This is a genomic window from Pantoea alhagi (genome assembly GCF_002101395.1).
In the GTDB taxonomy this organism is placed as follows: Bacteria; Pseudomonadota; Gammaproteobacteria; order Enterobacterales; family Enterobacteriaceae; genus Mixta; species Mixta alhagi.
In genome coordinates this window covers 1461698-1482720 of record NZ_CP019706.1, presented here as the reverse complement: position 1 = coordinate 1482720, position 21023 = coordinate 1461698, and the positions used below count along the sequence as shown (strand labels likewise).

Genomic DNA, 21023 nt, shown 5'->3' with positions numbered 1-21023 from the left:
CGGGACGATAACGCCTCTTACCGGCGTATGCGAAGTGCAGGTATGGCAGCGTGATGCGCTGGCGGAACCACGCGGCGATTGGCTGGCCGAGGAAGTGCCGGTGGCGCTGGTGTATAACGGCATTTCACATGTCGTTATGATGAGCACGCCAAAAGATCTTGAAGCGTTTGCGCTGGGTTTTTCCTTATCGGAAGGCATCATCGCCGCGCCGGAAGAGATTTACGGCATGGATGTAGTACCGGGCTGTAACGGAATCGAGGTACAAATTGAGCTTTCCAGCCGCCGCTTCATGGCGCTGAAGGCCCAGCGTCGGGCAATGGCCGGGCGCACCGGCTGCGGCGTATGTGGCGTTGAGCAGCTTAATGAGATCGGGAAACCGATCCAGCCGCTGCCGTTTACGCAGACGTTTGATTTGCGCCTGCTGGATAATGCATTGCGCCAGCTAAAAGATTTCCAGCCGGTCGGACAGCTGACCGGATGTACCCATGCGGCGGCATGGATTGGAGATGCAGGCGAGCTCACCGGCGGTTGTGAGGATGTAGGGCGTCACGTCGCGCTGGATAAGCTGCTGGGTTACCGCAGCTGTCGGGGATGGGCTCGTGGGGCGGCACTGGTTTCCAGCCGCGCCAGTTATGAAATGGTGCAGAAATCGGCCATGTGCGGCGTGGAAATTTTGTTTGCCGTCTCAGCGGCCACCAAACTGGCGGTAGACGTCGCCGAACGCAGTAATCTGACGCTGGTGGGTTTCAGCAAGCCAGGCCGTGCCACGGTTTATACGCATCCTCAGCGGCTGACCTGGTCGCAGGATTAAAATATAAGACAAAATTCATTCTGCTGAAATGCAGATATAACTGCCCGTAGTCTGCAGGGCAGTTATATTCAGCTCATATTCGTTATTCGGTCCACGCACGCGTTAGCAGGATCTGTTATAACCTTATAAAGAGAGGGGCATTGATAATCCTTTTCCCGATCATTAATTTAACTATAATGATCCAACTGCTTACGCGGTGCTTACAACTAAAAAGTGCCGCTCCTACAATAAATGGAGATGATGAACATGAGTTATTCACTGCCATCCTTGCCTTACGCATACGACGCACTGGAACCGCATTTCGACAAGCAGACGATGGAAATCCATCACACTAAACATCACCAGACCTACGTTAACAACGCTAACGCAGCGCTGGAAGGCACCGAGTTCGCTGACCTGCCGGTTGATGAGCTGATCACCAAACTGGATCAGGTTCCGGCAGAGAAAAAAACCGTACTGCGCAACAACGCGGGCGGCCACTATAACCATAGCCTGTTCTGGAAAGGTCTGAAAACCGGCACGACCCTGCAGGGCGAGCTGAAAGCTGCGATTGAAAAAGATTTTGGCAGCGTTGAGAAATTCCAGGAAGAGTTTGAAAAAGCAGCGGCAACCCGTTTTGGCTCCGGCTGGGCGTGGCTGGTGAAAAAAGGCGACAAGCTGGCGGTGGTTTCTACTGCTAACCAGGATAGCCCGCTGATGGGCGAAGCCATTTCCGGCGCTTCCGGCTACCCGATTCTGGGCCTGGACGTATGGGAACACGCTTACTACCTGAAATATCAGAACAAACGCCCTGACTACATCAAAGCATTCTGGAATGTAGTGAACTGGGACGAAGCTGCGGCACGTTTTGCTAACGCAAAATAAGCGCAGGCTATAATGCAGTAAATAACCGGTGGGCTACGGCCCGCCGGTTTTATTTAAATAGTGGCTCGTTGAGCTGTTGTTTAATAATATTATGCTTTTCCGTATCGGGTAATAAATATATCCCGCCGCGCTAAATCTATTAGCGAAATATTAACGTCCTGTTTATCTTCGCTGCCGTAATATCGCTATATATTTCCTCCATTCTGATAAATATTATGTCGACTATTACTGAGAACCCGACGCCCGAGCTGTCGATGGGGTCACTGTTTTTCCAGCTAAGCTTTGGGAAATTTAAGCCAAATAAACTCTGGGAATGCCCACGCTTTCGGCTGAAGTTTTTACTGCGTTCGCTGGCTTATCCCGTAACCACTTTTTCTTATATGGAGCAGATGGCTGAGCTGCCGGCCATGCGTCAGGCGCTGCTTATTCAGGGATTGCTGCCAGCGAAGATCCATCGCCCTTATCTTTGCTCGCTATTTAGTGTGAAACAGCGGGCGCAGGCGCTGTTGGCACATTACCGCACTCTACAGCAGCTGCCGCATACGTTATATCAGCTGTTCCTGTCGCCGGTGGATCAAACCGTGGCGCGCCTGCAGGGTAAAAATAATGCGCAGTTTGATATTGTTTGCAGTACCGGGCGTTACGATCGGGAAGGCGAAATAACACTGGTGCTACTCTATAACGCGGTGACCCTTGCCTCGCTCTCTTTTTCGTTTATTGAACAGCAGGGTCAGCGAGCAATATTAATTGGGGGATTGCAGGGGCCGCGTAAAACAGTAAACGCCGATATGATCCGCGAGGCCACAAAAGCCAGCCACGGCCTGTTCCCTAAACGCGTATTAATGGAAACGCTGTTTTACCTGGCCGGGCGCTGCCAGATTAAACAGATTCAGGCGGTAGGGGATAATACGCATGTGTTTCGCAGCCTGCGCTACCGCCACAGCAAAAAAGAGGTATTTCACGCCAGCTACAGTGAATTTTGGCTGTCGTTAAATGGGGAGGCGCTGCCGAATGGTATGTACCAGCTGCCGCTGGCAATGCCGCGTAAACCGCTGGAAGAGATCGCCAGTAAAAAACGCGCGGAGTACCGTCGGCGCTATGAGTTTATGGATGCGCTGGAGCAGCAGCTGGCGGAGGTTGGTGGCCGGTAAGGCATCAGGCCGGGCTTAATCCCCCGGCCTGCAGGCTCAGAAAGCTTTAGGCGCGAAGCCGGTCATCTCTTCCAGGCCCATCTCTTTACCCAGCGCGGTCATTGGGTGCACCACCACCAGGCCGCGCACGCTTTTTTTCAGCGCGCCCATATTTGCCTGCTCTTTTTTGGTGATAGCCCGGCTGAAAGGCAATTTTTGCAGCTTCTGTGCTTCTTTGCTCAGCTTCTGGTCACGCACGTCACGTAGACGTTCGATCTCTTTGACCAGCGCTTCTTTTTCTTTCAGCAGCGCGCCGAGTTTCTCCGCATCGCCCGATTCCAGTAACATCGGCTCTTTACGATTGAGCGCATCCAGCAGATCGCTGAGGCGCTTGATTTCGGCTTTTTCCTGCTCTTTCATGACGATTACCTGTACTGATGAATAACCGATAGGATACACGAAAAGCGTGCGGGACGCGGGGCTACTTTTTAAAGGCCTGCTTCATGCTGATACGGGAGATCAGCTCGGTCAGCGAAAGCACCATGGTTGAACGCAGCACCTGTTGATAACGCTGTTGCTGCATGGCGCGCAGCTGTTCATCATTGGCAGAGAAGTCAGGGCGGGGCGGCCAGGCGCTGACACAGTGCAGCTCGCTGAAGGGTCCCAGAATCTCATCATCGCTAAAACGATAGTCGCTGCTGTCATGGTTCAGCTCTTCACGCAGCGCCATCAACAGCTCGCAGTCTTCATACTCCTGGCGACTAATCACGCCCAGGCCGTAAATCAGCTTCAGCCTTACTGACATCTCACCCAGCGGGCCATTGCCGAATAGCAGCGGCTCGACGGCATATTTCACCGCATAGTCATCCTTGCGAAACACCTGAAGCACCAGCAGATTGACCGCCTCGGTCAACAGCTCGACGGCGGCAATCAGGAAGCTTCTTACCGAGCGTCCGGCATTCAGGCGCTCCAGCACCTGATTTTCAAAAGCCTGCTTCTCTTCCATTGTTGCCTGTACATTTATCATTCTGCGCGCGGGCACAGCCTGGCTGTGCCCTCGTTGCTCGCCGTTAAACCGCATCGGCAGCGTGCGCATTATGGCATTGCAGCATAGGCCTTAACCACCGCGGCAACCACTTCGCTATTAATATCAAGACCGGAAACCTGTGCCAGCGCAGCCTGCGGGCCCGCTGATTTCAACAGTGCTTCCAGCTCCTGCGCCTGCGGATCCTGCGCGCTGCGATAATGCATGGCGGCAGCGATGCCTTTAACCAGATTATCGTGCGGTAGCTGATACTCCAGCGTGCCCAGCGTAGGCTTGATCAAACGGTCACCGGCGCTGAGCTTACGCAGAGGCTGACGACCAACGCGCTCTACGTCATCTTTCAGGTAAGGGTTTTCAAAGCGACCCAGGATCTTGTCGATATAGGCGGCATGTTTCTCCGGGTCAAAACCGTAGCGTTTGATCAATACTGCGCCGCTCTCCTGCATCGCACCTTTAACCACTGCGCGTACCGCTGGATCGAGGATAGCGTCGCGAATGGTTTGATGCCCGGCCAGCTGTCCCAGGTAAGCGGTAATCGCGTGACCGGTGTTCAGGGTAAAGAGCTTACGCTCAACAAACGCCATCAGGTTATCGGTGAGTTCCATGCCCTGGATGGTCGGTAAATCGCCTTTGAACTGGGTTTTATCCACAATCCATTCGCTAAAGGTTTCCACAGTGACCTCCAGCGGATCGTTGCTGCCCGCTTCGCCCGGCGGCACGATACGGTCTACGGCAGAATCGACAAAGCCGACGTGCTGCTCAACCCAGGCGTGAAGATTTTCCGGCAGGGCGGCCAGCACATGCTGTTTTAGCTGGCTGGTGCCACGCACCATATTTTCACAGGCAATGATATTTAACGGGCGGGAATTAGCGCTATCACTGCGTTTGGCCAGGCCGCGCGCGATACTGCCAGCGATGCGCTCCAGAATCTGTGGGCCAACCGCCGTGGTAACGATATCAACCTCGGCAATCAGATCGATCACCTCATCGCTGGTGCTGTTTACCGCGCTGACGCCGGTAACCGTTTCCACCTGCGCCTGCTCACCGACAACGTGAACCGGATACTGGTGGCGCGCGTTCAGCGCATCAAGCACGGCCTGGTTCACGTCGGCGAAAATCAGTTCAATACCGGCGTCTGCCAGCAGCTTGCCGATAAATCCACGACCGATATTACCGGCACCGAAATGTAATGCTTTCATCGTTGCTAAACCTTTAAACAAGAAAAGGGTAAGGGGCCGACGTGGCCCCTTAACTTAAGTAAGCGATCAGGCGGGCTGACCGGTCAGCAGATCCAGCACTTCCTGCACGCTGGTGGTGTTGGCCAGACGCTCAATTACGCTTTCATCATCCAGCGCGTTGGTCAGGCTGGTGATAACCTGGATATGCTCGTTGTTACGGGCGGCAATACCAATTACCAGGCGGGCGATATCTTCTTCTTCTTCGCCGAAGCGTACACCCTGCGGATACTGGCAGAACACCACGCCGGTTTTCAGCACGCGATCTTTCGCTTCAACCGTTCCGTGCGGCACCGCAATGGATTCGCCCAGATAGGTTGGCGTCAGTTTCTCACGTTCCAGCATCGCATCGACATATTCTGGCTCAACATAACCGCCTTTCACCAGCTGCTCACCGGCAAAGCGGATCGCCTCTTCCTTGTTGACGGCGTGTTGACCAAGGAAAACGTTGCTGGCGCCCAGCTTAAACAGATGTTCGTTACTGGTGTCATAGCTGTCGCTCAGGGTAGCCGTTACCTTTTCACGATGACTGGCACTGCGCTGCGCTTCTACCAGACGCGCGGTTAAATCGCTGTACAGACCGCTGTCGAGGAAGTTATTCAACGAAATATGCTGTGCGTGCGGTGCCTGGCGCATGGCGCGCTCGGTCAGATCGCGGTGGGTGATCACCAGGTCAACATCGCCCGGCAGGGCATTGATGGCGGTATTGGTGACGGAAATCTGCGTCAGCCCGGCATCCTGCACTTTCTTACGCAGCACGCCTGCGCCCATCGCGCTGGAGCCCATACCGGCATCGCAGGCAACGATGATTTTACGCACATGGCTCAGATCGCCGTTCATCGCAGCAGCAGGCGCACCCGCCTGACCTTTAGACTGCGCTTTCATATCCTGCATACGGCGGGTTGCCGCTTCGATATCGTCTTCGTCTTTGACTTTGCTGGTTTTCAGCAGAATTGCGGACACTACAAAGGAGACGGCGAAAGCAGCCAGAATAGCGGCGATGTTGGCGAAGTAGGCCCCTTTTGGCGTCATCGCCAGGACGGCAAGGATCGAACCCGGGGAAGCCGGAGAAACCAGGCCGCCGTTAAGCAGCGTCAGGGTGAAGACACCAGTCATACCGCCGAGGATCACCGCCAGCAGCAGGCGCGGCGCCATCAGCACATATGGGAAGTAGATTTCGTGGATGCCGCCCAGGAAGTGGATAATGGCTGCGCCGCCAGCGGACTGCTTCGCATTGCCCCGACCAAAGAACATATAGGCCACCAGCACGCCCATGCCCGGACCCGGGTTCGCTTCAATCAGGAAGAATATGGATTTCCCGGCTTCGCTGGCCTGCTGAATGCCCAGCGGCGAGAAGATACCGTGGTTAATGGCGTTATTCAGGAACAGAATTTTCGCCGGTTCCACAAAGATAGAGGTCAACGGCAGCAGGTTGTTCTGCACCATGACATTCACGCCAGCGGCAAGAATACGGGAGAGACCTTCCACCAGCGGACCAATGGCAAGGAACGCCAAAATAGCCAGCAGCATGCCGATAATGCCGGCGGAGAAGTTGTTAACCAACATCTCGAAGCCACTTTTAATTTTACCCTCTACCGTGCGGTCAAAGGTTTTGATCGCCCAGCCGCCCAGCGGACCGGCAATCATGGCACCAAGGAACATCGGCATATCGGCACCAACGATCACGCCCATGGTGGTGATCGCGCCAACGACGCCGCCGCGATCGCCGCCTACCAGACGGCCACCGGTATAACCGATCAGCAGCGGCAGCAGGTAGGTAATCATCGGGCCAACCAGTTTCGCTAACGTTTCGTTAGGTAACCAACCGGTAGGAATAAATAGCGCAGTGATGATACCCCAGGCGATAAACGCACCGATATTGGGCATCACCATATTACTCAGAAAGCGACCAAAGCTTTGAACCTTGACCTTGACTGATGAGGACATAAAAACACACCCCTTATTGTTACGCGCTGACAAATAAGAGAGCGCGTGATTTTGTTAAGACGCTTCGGCGGGGAGCCGTCGAATTACTGTATGCAGGCGGACTCTAGCATGCGTTTATGACGCTGCGTAGTGAGCCAGATGAAGTGAGAGAGATCACGCTTTTTGGGGAGGGAAAAGGGCGTTTTTCGTGAGTAGGATCACATAAAGAGGCTTCCTGAAAAGCGTCATGCTGAAATAATCACCGCACTCATACGGTTTTATGTGATAAATGTCACATTTTAGTGCTGCCAATTTGTTTCTAAATTGTGATGTTGATCACAATAAACTTTTGGATGAAAATGCGGCAGATCACACTTTTGCCTGGACCGAAATGCGGGTGCCGTAATTTACAGGGCACCCGCTGTGGTTTTTACTGTAGCCCGTTTTGAACGGCGTTTTGCGCCTGCGTCAGCGCCTGCGCTTTCGATGATACGTTGCTCATTAACGTATTGTACTGGCTGGCCTGTTCCTGGGTGGGGAACTGCACGCCGTTATCATTGAAGGAAACGCGCGTCCCCTGCTGTTGCAGAAAATCGCCTGCCTGCACCACATCCTGACTCAGCGATTGCAGCGCTGGCAGCAGCGGCTGCAGGGTAGCTGCCGGCTGTGTAACGACCTGGGTATAGGCGCGATCGTAAATCGGCTTCAGATCGTCAGGCTGTTTCAGCGCGGCTTTGCTGCTGTCCGCCTGGCTTTTTGCGTTTTGCAGCTGCTGCGCCAGCACGCTCAGCGTACCGCTTGCCTGACGCAGCGCATCGCGGCGCGTAAGATAATCCTGCGGAACACGCAGCGCGGAAAGCTCGTCCACTACCGGACGCAGACCCTGGTCCACCGCTTTGTTTATCTGTTGTGAAAAGCCATAAATAATGGCGTAATCGCTGGCGTAATTACCAAAGCGCTGTTTTTGATCCTCACTCAGCGCAGGCAAATGTTCGCCGCTGCGCATGACGGTATTCTGTAAAAAGTCACTAAAGGCCTTGCGCTGTTCACCCTCTTTATCACCGCAGCCGGTAAGCTGCAGGATGACCAGTACTGCTGCCAACGGCAGCCACAGACGCGTCCAGCCGCGGGAAACTCCGGTCGCCATAGCGTTTACTCCTGTAAATTAACAAACTCACTGTTTAATAAGGCCGCCTCTCGCCGCCTTTTTAAGGTGCCTAAAGCATAGATCAATGCGATTAGGCTGAATATGGGGAAGAATGAATTAATCACGAATTATCGTGAAGTTAGCGATTCCGTGGTTGTGATAACCCTTTTTAAGCAGAATGCAGGCCAAGTAAGGCGCTAACTGGCGGCACGGCTAAAAGCCGCCAGCAAGATCAAAAAATTTTTTAAAATCGGGCGGCAAAACTCCAGGAATCATCTAATACTTAAATTCCCGATTTATGTTGCACAGCTCTGACCCCTTCATTCATGCAACAAACCGGCATTCTGAGCCTGGGCTTCAGGTTCTTATCTCTGTTTTCCTTCACGTTGTTCAAAGTGAGTTTTAGGAGTTTGCTATGGAAGTAAAAGACCCCATGGTTGAGTTACTTAGCAGTCTTGAACAAATTGTATTAACACGGAATGTCGTTGGTGCCCCTTTAGCGCAGCAAGAAAAAACGGTTTCAGTGCCAGAACCACAACGCCTGCGCGAAATGACCGGTATGAAAATTGATGAATTTGCCCGCGTGATGGGCGTGAGCGTCTCTTCAGTGAAAAGCTGGGAAGCGAGACGCACCCGCCCATCAGGTAGTGCCCAAAAGCTGATGCAACTGCTGCATTCCAATCCCTATCTGGGGCGGCAGCTGCTTGACTGAATGCGCAGAACGTAAAAACCCGCCTGATGGCGGGTTTTTTTATGCCTGACGTTCAGACGGGATGATGAATCAGCGGATCTGTCTGAGGAGCGGCGGGAGGGATAAGATATGATGTTGTATCAAGCTCCGCCCTTTCAGCTATCGCCCAGAGATCGCCGGTTGCCGCTGGCAACACGAATCCGGCAGATGTCAGCGCGTCATCGGGTAGTGATGTACTTTCCCTGTGCGATGCGTCCTCCACAATCCCCTGATCCAGTCCGAGGTCGGCCAGCGTTAAGGTCTTCTCCGGTAGCACGGCGTCAGACGCGCCAGTATTGAACGTCAGCGACGTTTCATTGGCGATGGCCCATTCGCCGCTATCGGGATCGTTGAAATAGATGCCCGCCTCTAAGCGATGCTCGCCGTCGGCAATGCCCGCCAGATCGCCTGCCGGAATGGCCACTTTCCAGTGACCGCTGCTGTCAGTGGTGGTCTCCCAGCGTAAATTATCCAGGGTAACCACAACCTGCTGCCCGGTCCAAAAATAAAGGCTGGTGCCGCTGAGCACCTGCACGCTGTCCACTTCGCTCTGGTCGATAATGTTGTCGCCCAGCGGGTTTATCAGCATTTGCGGAGTATAGGCTCTGCTGCCTTCATCCTCGGTAAATTCCAGATTTCGGGCAGTAACCACATTGTGTTGCCCCGCCTCGCCCAGCGTGACGCGAACGATTTGTGCATCATAGCTGTCCAGCGCCTGCATATCTTCGGCGGGGATCGTCAGGCTCCAGCGTGGATTAGCGGCATCGCCCGTCAGCGTGGTTTGATAGTGCTTGTTGTGAAATTCAATATCTACGCGCGTGCCCAACGGCGCGATGCTGGCATCCAGCACACCGCCGCTAAGGGTCAGGCCATTGTCATAAACCTCGAAAGAGGTGATCAGGTTTTGCCCGTCAACCGTATCCAGAGTAGCGCCAAATAGCGGCGCGTCGGTATCGGTATTCAGCGTCAGGGTGCTGGTGTCGCTTAGCTCGCCCCACTGTACCTTTATCGGAACCTCACCATCGGGCAGGGCGCGGATATCCTGATCCGGGATCCAGACCATCCAGCTGCCGTTGGTTACCTGCGCGCTGTAGCTTTTGCCGTTCAGCGTCAGGCTAATATCGCTCCAGTCGTTGCCGGTAAAGGTGCCGGTAATCAGATAGTCTGGCCGAAGGTCGTCGGTACGGATAATAACATCATCGCCCCAGACCGGATCGAGACGCACATACGGGCCGTCAGGCGGCACCGCCGGATCGAGATTAATGTAAACCGTATCGTCAGCGCTGTCGCCGTTGGCGTTATTACGCACCGTGGCTTCGAAAATGACGCCGCCGGTACGTAGCTCAGGGACTTTATCTGCCGGGATCGTGACCTGCCATTGACCCTGATGTACTTCCCCGGTCCAGGCCCAGTCGCCCAGCTGTAGCCAGACTTCACTGCCGTCGGAGATGTTGGTAGCACTGCCGCTGACCGTTAAGCCGTTGAGCTGGTCCAGCGTAAGGTGGCCATAATCCTCCAGCGAGTCGATAGTCAAAGAGGCGATATTTTCTGTGGCCTCGCCTGGCTCGACAGTCACCCAGCGCTCGCCGGTGAGCGACCCGCCGTTGGGGTTGCTCCACTGATCATCGCCCGGAATCGTGACTTCGATACGCAGCTCGCCCGCCGGTAAATTTTTCAAATCATCGGCAGAGAGCGAAACGCGCCATTCGCCCGTTTGATCAACAATACCGAAAAAGGCGTTATTGCCCAGCGCATCGGGAAAGCGTAACTCAACAAATTGTCCGGCTGGCACATTTAAACTATCCCCGGTGATGGTCAGCTCCGTCTGTTTTTCGCGTGCGTTGATGATGTCATCGCCGGAGACAGGATTAATCACCACTCTGGTTTCGCTGCCGGTATCGATGCCGCTAAAATAGATGGTTTTGCTGAGTTCAGCGGTTTCGCCCTGGGCGTTGGTGATGCTCAGCACCAGCGGTATCTCGCCGGTTGGCTGTGATAACAGATCGTCAGGGGCAACCGGCAAACGCCAGTCGCCATTTTCATCGACTCGCGCCTGATAGCGCAGGTCGCCAAAGGTAACATTCAGGTAGCTGCCAGCCGCGACGTTAGTGACATGGCCGGACAGCACTTCTGTTAGCAGCGCCCACTGGATGTCATCGGCGTCAAAGTTGTTGTAAGGCACATCAAGCGTGATATAGGGCATGGTTAATGATTCACCGACGGTAAATTCGCGTACCGTGGTGGCGGTTTCGCGTAGATCTTTTACCCAGGCGATCAGTGTGGCAGGACCCTTATTCAGGTCCGCCAGATCGCTGGCCGGGATCTCCGCCTGCCAGTGATTATTTTTTACCGTTGCGGCATAGATATCGTCTCCGAGCTGTACCCAAACCTCTTTACCGCTGGCTACATTGGCGGTGGTGCCGCTGACGATCAGGCTGCTTTGCTGCTCGATTGCCGTTAGCAGATCATCGCCGGAGATACTGTTGACGTTAATCTCTGCCGCATACGAGGTGCCTTTTTCGTTGGTGACGGTAAAGGTGCGCTCGTCGCTGCTGTAGCTGTCGCCATAAATACTCGGTGCGCTAACGGAAAGGGTATGTTCGCCAGGCGTCAGGCCTTTCATCATTTCAGGGGTCAGTACGCTGCTCCATGCGCCGTTGGCATCGACCGGCACCTGCCAGCTTTTTCCCTCCAGCGTGATGGTCACCATCTCGCCTTCCGCTACCCGCTCCGTCAGGCCGGAGATCACCTGGCCGTGCATCTTTTCACGGCCGATCAGTTCATCATTGCCGGCAATAGGGCTAATGGCGATACCCGCTGCGCGGCCATCTAACATATCCACCACCGACACCTTACGGATTTGCTCGGTGGCGTAGCCCTGGTTATTGGTCACGCTGACCACCAGGTCGTGAGTGACGCTGGGATCAACATTAATCAGGCTGGTAATCGTTGAGGGCGACAGGGGAATACGCCATTCGCCATTTTTATCCACCAGACCCTGATAAGTCTGGCCGTTAAGGGTAACCTGAACGTAATTGCCGCTTTCTACATTGCGCGCGGTGCCAGAGAGATTGGCGAAGGCGTAATAGTCAGCGGGGGAGGTGGCAGAGAAGCCGTCTTCAAACAGAGGATCAATGGTAAGGCAGGGTTTTTTGCTCATGATTATCGTCTCGTATGCAGGGTTGAAGAGGAACGAGCGATACCAGATATAATCAAGCGCAGATTGATAAGCACGGGGTTTTAACCGCCTGTTGCCGTTGTCATCGCCTGTTTTATTAACAAGTAAATCCGTTTATAAACCGAGCGATAAAGGGTTTGTGGTTGTTTTTTAGCCAGAATAAACCTGTCCCTTCAGTCACTGCTGGCGTTGCCAACGCAACGCAAATAACAGATTTTCCTTACCATAAGCACCAGGTAATAAAAACGATAAAAAACCCTGCTGCCGCAGGGTTCTCTGTGTTATGCCAGTGGGGTTTGCTGCGCCAGCAGCTCGGTTAAATCCTGCTGCTGCGCCAGTGGATAATGGGTGGTATCGACCTCGCTACGATTGGGCATCGTCGTCCAGAGATCGTTGGACGCTGTCGGTAAGGCAAGGCTGTCGGGTGCATCTGCGGTTACGTGCGTGCTCTGCGTCTCCTCAGATTGCGACAGCAAGGCGCTAATAGCGTTTTCGCCGCCGCTCAGGCCCAAATCGGCCAGAGACGTTAGCGTTGATTCACCCGAAGCAGGCAGAGAGAGATCCTGTTCCAGATGGAAAAGTTTTCCATGGCTGTCTACTCCGGTGACCGTTAACAAATGGTGATCCGTCAGCCCGGACCAGGCACCGGCGGGCAGATCGAGCCGCCAGCTGCCGTCAGCTTGCGTTTGTGTTTCATAAAAAAGTTGCGGGCCGTTACCGTAATCGAGCAGCGAAATGTACAGCGTCTGATGCGGCTCGAAATAGAACATCTTACCGCTGATGGTCAGCGCGTCATCCAGCTCCGCAGGCTGCAGAATGTTGTCGCCGGTCACATCGTTTAGTCTAATCAGCGGATCAGGTTTTTGAGTATGATCGAGCAGCATTGTGCGCTCAACCCAGGCGCGCTCGCCGGAAACAGCATCGACGCTGGTGGCGCTGAGCTGATAGTAGCTTTCTTCCATCGGTATCAGCGGGTCGCCATACACCCATACTGACCAGTCTCCTTTCTCATTCACCGTACCTCGCCAGTGTAAACCGTTCATACTTACTTCTACCTGACTGCCGGCCGTTAGATTTTCTGAGGAGCCGGTAATATAAAAGGTATTCTGTATACTGCTTGAGGTGATCACATCATCACTGATATCTTCGTACCCTTTGAGTGGGTCTATTGTCAGCCGCGGTGGAGAAACATGTTCCTGCCCATCGGCAACGATATGCAGTTCGCTGGACGCGCTCAGCCCTCGACTGGTGACCTTGATGATTGCCGAGTCGCTGTCGGCCAAATCGGCGGCGGGCACCAGCAGACTCCAGCGCGGCGTTGCGCCCTCGCCGTCATGCGTCATCTGCGTATGGTAATGCTTACCGTTGATCAGCAGATCGACGTCATCGCCCGGAGATACGGTGCGCTGGCTTAACGCGCTGCCGCTCAGCAGCAGGCCGCCGCTGATTTCGCTGCGGGTCACCAGGTTATCATCACTAATGGCATCCAGCGTGACGCCCACCGGATAGCTGTCGCCAGCGCTGCCGGGCACGATTTTGAGCAAGGACGTCGCGCTGGCGGCGCTGGTATTGTCGGCAAAACGATGCCAGGTTACTGTCACCGGCAGCTGGCCGTCAGGCAGGGCTGCAATATCTGCGCCCGGCACCGCTGCCGTCCACATACCATTGGCAACGCTTGCCTGATAGCTTTTTCCGTTCAGGATCAATGTTGCCGCGCCGGGCAGATCGTATGCAATGGTGCCGGTAAAATAATGCGTCACATCGCTAAAAGCGCGCGTAACGAAATTACCTTCGGTCACGGGGTCGAGCGTGATCTGTGGCTGATCCGGTACGCTGACAGTGATCTGGGTATGGGTGGTGACGGTTTTACCATTATAGCTGTTCGCTTCGGCTGAAAGGGTGATTTCGCCCAGCGCCAGCGGCGGAAGCTCCTCCGGAGTAAGGGTTATTTGCCACCGCCCTTTCGTAACTTCGGCGCTATAGTGCCGATCGCCGAGGTCGAGGCCGACATTACTGCCATCCATCACGTTGGTTACGCTACCGCTTAACGTAAAGCCATTTTCTATCTCAGACGGCAGCAGAATATTATCGCCAGTGACCGTATCTATGGTCAGTACGGGAAGCGTATTGTTATCGGTATCAATAACCAGCGGGGTTTCTTTTTCGAGCTTCACCACATCAGCGTTTCGATCGCTATACCAGGTGGTGACTTTCAATGCATAAACGCCGTCATGCATTGCGCTTAACACCGAGGTGGGAATACGCACACTCCAGTAACCCACTTTATCTGTCGTGGTATCCAGGACTTTATCTCCGAACTCAACCAGGACTGTCGAAGGGCTACGTAAGTTACTAATATTCCCTCTGATGACCAGAGACTCGTCTATCTCGCCAGGGTTGATAACTTGACTGTATGGCCTGTCAAACGAGATATAGGGAGTGTAATCATAAATATCATCCACGAATGTCAGCATCCTTGCGTCGGAAAGGCTATGCTGACCAGGCTCGCCTAACGTGGCGGTAATAAGTTCACTGCTGGAAAGCGGCAGTGAGACGAGATCCTCCGCCGGGATGGTCAGCTCCCATGAGCCTGTTCCAACGGTAGCGGTTTGATAATGTTTGCCGTGAAACGCAATATCGACCCGCGTGCCGGCTGGGGTGGAGGAGAGCGTTGTACCGAAAATATTTAATCCGGATTCCAGCGAGCCCCAGCTTATCAGCTCATTTCCTCGCTGAACGGCGCTAATTGATACGCCAAAGGGCGGCTGTTCACTGTCGGCATCGACTATCACCGTTTTTTCGCTGGTCAGGGTGTCGCCTGCAACGCGTGACCATCCGTGCACGGTCAGCTTCTGTTCACCGGCGGGCAGCGCATTGATTTCATCGCCCGGCACCCAGGCAAGCCATTTTCCGTTCGCGAAGCTAGCCCGGTAAATTTGACCGTTCAGCTCCACGCTCAGATCGCCCCAGTCGCTGTCTTTACCGGTTACGGTGCCGGTAAGCGCATAGGGTTGCTCCGCATCTACTTCGGTAATGTGATCGGTCCCCATCACCGGATCGAGGGTGATTTGCGGCTCTTCCGGCACTACGATGGGCCGCTCAAAGACCACATGCAACACTTCGCTGGTGGTGTCGCCGGTTTCTCTGTTGAAGAGTGTGGTTTCAATCGTTGCACGGCCTTCGCGTAAGGCCGCGAGGCGCTCTGGCGGGATGGTGATTTCCCAGCGATCGTAAGTGGTTTCTGTGGTCCCGCTCCATTCGCCGATCTGCACGGTGACCTGATATTGGTAAGAAGTAGAATTAATGCCGCCTTTGATGGTCAGGCCGTCAGGGAACTCATTCAGAGAAATATGTTGCCCATCGCGAACATTATCGATATGCAGGTCAATGGGCTCACCATAATCAAGGTTTCTGTCAATGTGCAACGTACGGCTGGCGCTTAGCTCCTCGCCGTTGGGATTCTGCCACTGCGCATCGTTCTTAATGGCGGCCTCAACAGTCAGCTCTACACCAAAAAACTGATTGAGTTGCTTAGGGGATAAGGTAACCGCCCACTCGCCATTCACATCGACTTTTCCCTGTAATACCAGGGAGTCATATGGAGTTTTTATGGTGACATTCACTTCCTGCCCTTCAGGCACGTTTAAGGTCGCGCCCGAGATCGCTATATCGACGTTCTTTTCACGTGATGAGATAACATCGTTACCTGAAACAGGATTCATCACCAGCAGCGTCTGTGCTTCAGTGTCGAAGCCGTGATAACTAATGGTATGCGTTGATGTTGCCGTCTCGCCTTTATCATTACTGACGCTTACGGTCAGCGGCAACGCTCCGGGCGACTGCGACATCAGATCGGCGGGTGAAATCGGTAGCTGCCAGTTCCCGTTGTTGCCGACAGGCGTTTCCCAGGTGAGGGTGCCAAGCTGCACCGTGACAAGCGTGCCTGCCGGTACGCGGGTAACGGTGCCGGAAAGCGTTTCCGATAACAGCGACCACTGAGCGTCTTCGGCAGAGAAATTATCATAGGCATCGTTGAGAGAGAGATGCGGCATGGTTAACGACTCGCCAACGCCAAATTTATGGACGGCGGTGGCCGTTTCGTGCAGATCTTTTACCGAGGCGAGCAGAGTGGCAGAGCCGTTATGCAGCTGCGCCAGATCTTCCGCCGGTATTTTGGTCTGCCAGTGGTTATTTTTTACTGTCGCCGCATAAATATGCTCGCCCAGCTGCACCCAGACTTCTTTGCCGCTCGCCACATTGACGGTGGTGCCACTGACAATCAGGCCGCTTTTCTGCTCGTCCGCCATCAGCACATCGTCGCCAGAAATAGTATTGATGGCGATCTCTGCTGCATAGGAGGTGCCTTTATCTTTCGTGACGTTAAAGGTGCGATTGGTCCAGACAAGCGGTTCGCCCTGGGTGTAAGGCAGCTGGACGGTGAGGGTATATTCGCCAGGCGCCAGCGCCTTCATCTCTTGCGGAGTCAGGGTAAAGCTCCAGGTGCCATTGCTGTCCACTGGGACTTCGCGGGTTTGCCCTGCCAGGTGAACAGTAACCAGGGTGCCCTCTGGCACATCTTGCGTCAGGCCGGAAATCACTTGAGCCTGCAATTTTTCCCGGCCGATGATTTCATCATTGCCAGCGATCGGATTAATGCCGATACCTGCCACGCGTCCGTCGGAAATGTCAGGAACCGATAGCTGGCGGCTTTGCTCGGTAGATTCGCCCTGGTTATTGGTCACGCTCACCAATAGGTTGTGGCTGACGCTGGGATCGGTATTAATCAGGCTGGTAATGGTTGATGGCGGCAGGGGAATGCTCCACTCGCCATTTTTATCGACCAGTCCCTGATAAGTCTGGCCGTTAAGCGCAACCTGAACATAGTTGCCGCTTTCTACATTGATTGCCGTACCGGAAAGCATGGCGATGGCGTAATAGTCTGCGCGTGTGGTAGCGGTAAAGCCGTCGTCGAACAGAGGATTAATAGTGAGGAAAGGTTTTTGATTCATGATTATCGTCTCGGATTCAGAGGTAAGGTAGAACGAGCGATAACAGATATAAACAAGCACACCCTGGCTGGCACGGATTATCTAAAGGGAAATTGGGTTGTTAGCTGATCTAACGTTATAAAAAAGGGCCGCTATTAAAAATAATAAACCGGGCCTTTATCTTGATATTATTGTGTTAATTGGAGATTTTATTATTGATAATCGGCATTAACATATCGCCATAATTATAAGATTTTCCTTAACTATCCTGCCCGTGACGCCGCCTACAACACATATTTTGCGGCCTGACGCGTAAACCAGGCTTCCGGCACGTTGTAAGGCTTTTCGCGCAGCTGCGCTATGCCTTGTTCTATTGTCACCTTCGCCTGCTGCCAAAGCGTGGCGTCACCCTGCTGTAGCAAGCCGATCTGCACCTGTTTTTCTACCAGATAAATGCGTGCGAAATCGGGGTCGTACTGCACGATAGCGCGCGTGTTATCGATGATATCTGCCAGCTTGATGGTTTGTGCCTCCGGCGCGGCGTCGGCAGTATGACGAAAATGCGCCACTTTACGCGCTGCCCGATTTTTTGCCTGCGGCTGGCTGCTGTCGGTCAACATGCCGACCAGCGTAGCGACTTCAGCGCCAAATTGCCGTTCAATATCCGCAAGCGTGGTGCCGGTATCTTCCACGGTGTCATGCAGCCAGGCAGCGGCCAGCATATGTTCATTATCCGTAACGCTGCGCACCAGCTCTACTACCGCCGCTGGATGAACAATATAGGGTTCATCGGTATATTTGCGGCGTTGTCCGGCTGCGGCGTGTACTTCGGTGGCATAGCGTCTTGCCTGTTCTTCCAGTGATTGCATTTTACCCTCCTGGCCTGGTTTAAATATCGCTTGCAATTATGTAGCGTACTATTTAACTTGTCACGCATGAGTAAACATCAAGATGACAAAAAAGCTTCGGGTGCGCTACTGTCGCTGGATAGCCAGCTCTGTTTTGCGCTCTATTCCGCCAATCTGGCGATGCACAAGCTTTACCGGCAGCTGCTGACGCAGCTTGATATTACCTATCCACAATATCTGGTGATGCTGGTGCTGTGGGAGCGGGATGATATTACGGTTTCCGACATTGGCGAGCGTCTGTTTCTGGATTCCGCCACGCTGACGCCGCTGCTAAAAAGACTGGAAGCGGCAGGGCTGGTACTGCGCCAGCGTTCGAGACAGGATGAGCGCCAGGTGGTGGTCACCTTAACCGAAGCGGGGCGGGTGCTGCGCGTAAAAGCATTAAGCATTCCTGAAGCGGTAGTCTGTGCTGCGGAGTGTGATGTCGCGACGCTACAGGATATGAAAGCACAGTTGAACAGGCTGCGCGATAGTCTCATCCGTTAGCTGTCTGCTTTTCAGCCACTGACAACGGCAGCGGAAGCAACTAAGATCTATAATGTCGGGCTTATTAAATAGCTCACGATTTAATAGCGAATAAACCAACCAAGGGGTTATCTATGTCATTAGAAAAAGTCGTTTATCAGGCAAAAGCAAAGGCAACGGGCGGACGTGACGGTCGCGCTACCTCTTCTGATGGCGTGCTGGACGTAAAACTGGGCGTCCCCAAAGAGATGGGCGGCGCAGGCGGCGAAGCGACTAACCCGGAACAGCTGTTTGCGGCAGGTTACTCCGCCTGTTTCCTCGGCGCGATGAAGTTCGTGGCCGCGCGCGATAAAATCACTATGCCGAAAGAGGCTTTTATCGAAGGCGAAGTGGGGATTGGCCCGTTGCCAACCGGTTTTGGTATAGAAGTCACGCTGAATATCAATCTGCCGGGTATGGATCAGGCAGAAGCGAAAAAGCTGGTGGACGCCGCGCATATCGTTTGCCCTTACTCGAATGCAACCCGCAATAACATCGACGTCACCCTGAATATCATCAACTAATACAGCCTGGCGAACGCCTCTTTTTGCGCGTTCGCTCTTTTATTTGCCATCAATTCCCGCCTGTTAAGGGTGTGCTTTCTCGTTACGATGGCGAAATTTCGCTGATCCTGTCGGCTAATTGTGGTTAACTGGCAGCGCTTCACCGGAAAAGGTTCCTTTTTCCGTTCAGAATCCTCTTGTTCATCACACAGAATGAATATTGCGATTACCGGTAAGAACTCTGGCGCAACGAAGCGGTCTGAAGAATGCTCGTAAAGTAACTGTTACGCCGGGAATATAGAAGGTCGAATGAATTACATAAAATCACTTACTCAGCAAAAACTCTCTCTTTTGCTGTCACTCTACATTGGTATTTTACTGAATCTCCCCATATTTTATCGTCGGTTTGATCCTTTTCTCAGCAAGTCTACTTTTTCTGACTGGCTGTCAGCGGTGGCAGAAGTGGTTGCTATCGTTCTGCTCACTTTCTTCCTGATGCGTTTGCTGTCGCTGGGCGGAAAACTTTTTTACCGTATTCTGGCTACCATGCTGGTGCTGATTTCCGTGGCCGCCGGTTACTATATGGCCTTTTTTAATGTGGTGATTGGCTACGGTATCATCGCTTCGGTGATGACTACCGATACCGATCTCTCTAAAGAAGTGGTGGGCTATCAGTTTGTTCTGTGGATGGTGCTGCTCAGCGCGTTACCGCTGCTGATGATCTGGCGTAACCGGCTGCGCCTGACATTAATCGAACAGCTTAAAACGCCCGGCCAGCGGATCAGGCCGATAGCGGTGATGCTGCTGGCGGTCGCGCTGGTCTGGCTGCCGATTCGCTATTTTGACAAGCTGCAAAAAGCCAACGAAGAGATCACTAACATCGATCTGCCCAGCTATGGCGGCGTAGTGGCGCACTCTTATTTACCCTCTAACTGGCTGTCGGCGCTGGGTCTGTTTGCCTGGACACGTATCGACGAAACCGTTGACGGGCAAGAGCTGCTCGATCCGGCGAAAAAATTCACCTACGTTGCCCCGCCCGGTATTGATGATACTTACGTGGTGTTTGTGATTGGCGAAACCACCCGCTGGGATCATATGGGGCTGCTGGGCTATGAGCGCGACACCACCCCTAAGCTTTCCCATGAAAAAAATCTGGTGGCCTTTCGCGGTGAGTCCTGCGATACCGCCACCAAGCTCTCGCTGCGCTGCATGTTTGTTCGTGAAGGCGGCACCATGGATAACCCTGGCCGGACGCTGAAAGAAGAGAATATCTTCGCCGTATTGAAATCGCTGGGCTTCAGTTCAGAGCTGTTCGCCATGCAGAGTGAGGTCTGGTTTTACGATAATACCCATGCCGATAATTTCGCTTTTCGCGAGCAGATTGGCTCAGAACCGCGTAACCAGGGCAAGGCAGTGGACGATATGCTGCTGATCCCGGAACTGAAAGCCTCGCTCGATCGTCATCCCAACGGCAAACATCTGGTGGTGCTGCATACCAAAGGTTCGCACTATCTCTATTCGCAGCGTTATCCGCGTAGCTACGCGCGCTATACGCCAGAGTGTATGGGCGTGGACGAAGAGTGCAGCAAAGCCCAGCTGATTAACGCCTTTGATAATTCCGTGCTCTATACCGATACCGTGCTGGACAGCGTTTATGATCAGCTGCGTGATAAGAAAGCGATTGTGTTTTACGCTTCCGATCACGGGGAGTCTATTAGCGACAATATGCATCTGCACGGTACGCCGCGCGAGATGGCGCCGCCGGAGCAGTTCCGCGTGCCAATGATTGTCTGGGCCTCCGATAAATATCTGGCGGATGCGCACAACAAGCAGGCTTTTGAACGGTTGCAGGCACAGCAGCGCATTGGGAAAACCCATCGTCACGTTGAGTTCTTCGATACCATTCTTGGCTGTCTGGGTTATACCTCGCCGGATGGCGGGATCAAGGCGGCAAATAACTGGTGTCAGGCTCCTGCGAACGTAACGAGCAGCAAAAGTTAACCCGCAGGGCGCACCCCGCCTGAGTGAATGCTTTTCATGCAGTTGATGCGCGC

15 protein-coding genes are annotated in these 21023 nt (G+C 53.7%); 7 read left to right on the top strand and 8 right to left on the bottom strand.

Annotated features, from left to right (window positions below; translation table 11 throughout):
• Window positions 1-7 precede the first annotated feature (7 nt).
• The 3 genes from fdhD (at window position 8) to B1H58_RS06890 (ending at window position 2826) form a co-directional block, all read left to right on the top strand.
• Window positions 8-811 (top strand): formate dehydrogenase accessory sulfurtransferase FdhD, encoded by an 804-nt coding sequence (fdhD, locus tag B1H58_RS06900; protein WP_418304149.1) that lies wholly within the window; start codon window positions 8-10, stop codon window positions 809-811.
• A 246-nt stretch (window positions 812-1057) separates the two neighbouring features.
• Window positions 1058-1675 carry a superoxide dismutase [Mn] gene (gene sodA / locus B1H58_RS06895; RefSeq protein ID WP_085068927.1) on the top strand — a complete coding sequence of 206 codons (618 nt, stop codon included), beginning with the start codon at window positions 1058-1060 and terminating at the stop codon, window positions 1673-1675.
• A 215-nt stretch (window positions 1676-1890) separates the two neighbouring features.
• Entirely contained in the window at window positions 1891-2826 is a 936-nt protein-coding gene (locus B1H58_RS06890; protein WP_085068925.1) for a VirK/YbjX family protein, read from the top strand.
• Between the two features lie 36 nt (window positions 2827-2862).
• Here the strand turns inward: B1H58_RS06890 and B1H58_RS06885 are convergent, their stop codons facing one another.
• The 5 genes from B1H58_RS06885 to B1H58_RS06865 all read right to left on the bottom strand — a co-directional run bounded on the left by B1H58_RS06885 (window position 2863) and on the right by B1H58_RS06865 (window position 8158).
• The gene (locus tag B1H58_RS06885; protein WP_085068923.1) at window positions 2863-3225 is read right to left on the bottom strand and encodes a YibL family ribosome-associated protein; all 363 of its coding nucleotides are present in this window, start codon (window positions 3223-3225) and stop codon (window positions 2863-2865) included.
• Window positions 3226-3286: 61 nt separating this feature from the next.
• A complete protein-coding gene (gene mtlR / locus B1H58_RS06880; protein ID WP_418304141.1) occupies window positions 3287-3832 on the bottom strand; it encodes a mannitol operon repressor MtlR in 546 nt (181 codons plus the stop codon).
• A 68-nt stretch (window positions 3833-3900) separates the two neighbouring features.
• On the bottom strand, window positions 3901-5049 hold the full coding sequence (gene mtlD, locus B1H58_RS06875; protein ID WP_085068921.1) for a mannitol-1-phosphate 5-dehydrogenase: 1149 nt from the start codon (window positions 5047-5049) through the stop codon (window positions 3901-3903).
• A gap of 66 nt (window positions 5050-5115) precedes the next feature.
• Window positions 5116-7032 carry a PTS mannitol transporter subunit IICBA gene (locus B1H58_RS06870; RefSeq protein ID WP_085068919.1) on the bottom strand — a complete coding sequence of 639 codons (1917 nt, stop codon included), beginning with the start codon at window positions 7030-7032 and terminating at the stop codon, window positions 5116-5118.
• Between the two features lie 409 nt (window positions 7033-7441).
• Entirely contained in the window at window positions 7442-8158 is a 717-nt protein-coding gene (locus B1H58_RS06865) for a DUF3053 domain-containing protein (RefSeq protein WP_085068917.1), read from the bottom strand.
• Between the two features lie 415 nt (window positions 8159-8573).
• Here B1H58_RS06865 and B1H58_RS06860 point away from each other — a divergent pair, with 415 nt between their 5' ends.
• Window positions 8574-8870, top strand: coding sequence for an HTH-type transcriptional regulator (locus tag B1H58_RS06860; RefSeq protein WP_085068915.1), 297 nt, complete (start codon window positions 8574-8576; stop codon window positions 8868-8870).
• 52 nt (window positions 8871-8922) lie between these two features.
• Here the strand turns inward: B1H58_RS06860 and B1H58_RS06855 are convergent, their stop codons facing one another.
• From B1H58_RS06855 to B1H58_RS06845, 3 genes are all read right to left on the bottom strand, one after another.
• Window positions 8923-12048 carry a hypothetical protein gene (locus B1H58_RS06855; RefSeq protein WP_085068913.1) on the bottom strand — a complete coding sequence of 1042 codons (3126 nt, stop codon included), beginning with the start codon at window positions 12046-12048 and terminating at the stop codon, window positions 8923-8925.
• Window positions 12049-12347: 299 nt separating this feature from the next.
• Complete coding sequence (locus tag B1H58_RS06850) at window positions 12348-17075, bottom strand: hypothetical protein (protein ID WP_085068911.1); 4728 nt, start codon at window positions 17073-17075, stop codon at window positions 12348-12350.
• Between the two features lie 263 nt (window positions 17076-17338).
• Entirely contained in the window at window positions 17339-17923 is a 585-nt protein-coding gene (locus tag B1H58_RS06845; protein ID WP_085068909.1) for an HD domain-containing protein, read from the bottom strand.
• Between the two features lie 66 nt (window positions 17924-17989).
• Here B1H58_RS06845 and B1H58_RS06840 point away from each other — a divergent pair, with 66 nt between their 5' ends.
• The 3 genes from B1H58_RS06840 to eptB all read left to right on the top strand — a co-directional run bounded on the left by B1H58_RS06840 (window position 17990) and on the right by eptB (window position 20970).
• A complete protein-coding gene (locus B1H58_RS06840) occupies window positions 17990-18448 on the top strand; it encodes a MarR family winged helix-turn-helix transcriptional regulator (protein WP_085068907.1) in 459 nt (152 codons plus the stop codon).
• A gap of 113 nt (window positions 18449-18561) precedes the next feature.
• Window positions 18562-18990: an organic hydroperoxide resistance protein gene (locus B1H58_RS06835; RefSeq protein WP_085068905.1), complete on the top strand. Its 429-nt coding sequence runs from the start codon at window positions 18562-18564 to the stop codon at window positions 18988-18990.
• A gap of 288 nt (window positions 18991-19278) precedes the next feature.
• Complete coding sequence (gene eptB / locus B1H58_RS06830; protein WP_085068903.1) at window positions 19279-20970, top strand: kdo(2)-lipid A phosphoethanolamine 7''-transferase; 1692 nt, start codon at window positions 19279-19281, stop codon at window positions 20968-20970.
• The last annotated feature ends 53 nt before the right edge of the window (window positions 20971-21023 follow it).

What these genes read in the sequence shown, in the direction of transcription:
- mtlD (WP_085068921.1), bottom strand. Translation starts at nt 5,049, where the DNA reads ATGAAAGCATTACATTTCGGTGCCGGTAATATCGGTCGTGGATTTATC.
- B1H58_RS06855 (WP_085068913.1), bottom strand. Translation starts at nt 12,048, where the DNA reads ATGAGCAAAAAACCCTGCCTTACCATTGATCCTCTGTTTGAAGACGGC.
- B1H58_RS06835 (WP_085068905.1), top strand. Translation starts at nt 18,562, where the DNA reads ATGTCATTAGAAAAAGTCGTTTATCAGGCAAAAGCAAAGGCAACGGGC.
- B1H58_RS06850 (WP_085068911.1), bottom strand. Translation starts at nt 17,075, where the DNA reads ATGAATCAAAAACCTTTCCTCACTATTAATCCTCTGTTCGACGACGGC.
- B1H58_RS06870 (WP_085068919.1), bottom strand. Translation starts at nt 7,032, where the DNA reads ATGTCCTCATCAGTCAAGGTCAAGGTTCAAAGCTTTGGTCGCTTTCTG.
- B1H58_RS06865 (WP_085068917.1), bottom strand. Translation starts at nt 8,158, where the DNA reads ATGGCGACCGGAGTTTCCCGCGGCTGGACGCGTCTGTGGCTGCCGTTG.
- mtlR (WP_418304141.1), bottom strand. Translation starts at nt 3,832, where the DNA reads ATGATAAATGTACAGGCAACAATGGAAGAGAAGCAGGCTTTTGAAAAT.
- B1H58_RS06885 (WP_085068923.1), bottom strand. Translation starts at nt 3,225, where the DNA reads ATGAAAGAGCAGGAAAAAGCCGAAATCAAGCGCCTCAGCGATCTGCTG.
- B1H58_RS06890 (WP_085068925.1), top strand. Translation starts at nt 1,891, where the DNA reads ATGTCGACTATTACTGAGAACCCGACGCCCGAGCTGTCGATGGGGTCA.
- B1H58_RS06845 (WP_085068909.1), bottom strand. Translation starts at nt 17,923, where the DNA reads ATGCAATCACTGGAAGAACAGGCAAGACGCTATGCCACCGAAGTACAC.
- eptB (WP_085068903.1), top strand. Translation starts at nt 19,279, where the DNA reads ATGAATTACATAAAATCACTTACTCAGCAAAAACTCTCTCTTTTGCTG.
- sodA (WP_085068927.1), top strand. Translation starts at nt 1,058, where the DNA reads ATGAGTTATTCACTGCCATCCTTGCCTTACGCATACGACGCACTGGAA.
- B1H58_RS06840 (WP_085068907.1), top strand. Translation starts at nt 17,990, where the DNA reads ATGAGTAAACATCAAGATGACAAAAAAGCTTCGGGTGCGCTACTGTCG.
- B1H58_RS06860 (WP_085068915.1), top strand. Translation starts at nt 8,574, where the DNA reads ATGGAAGTAAAAGACCCCATGGTTGAGTTACTTAGCAGTCTTGAACAA.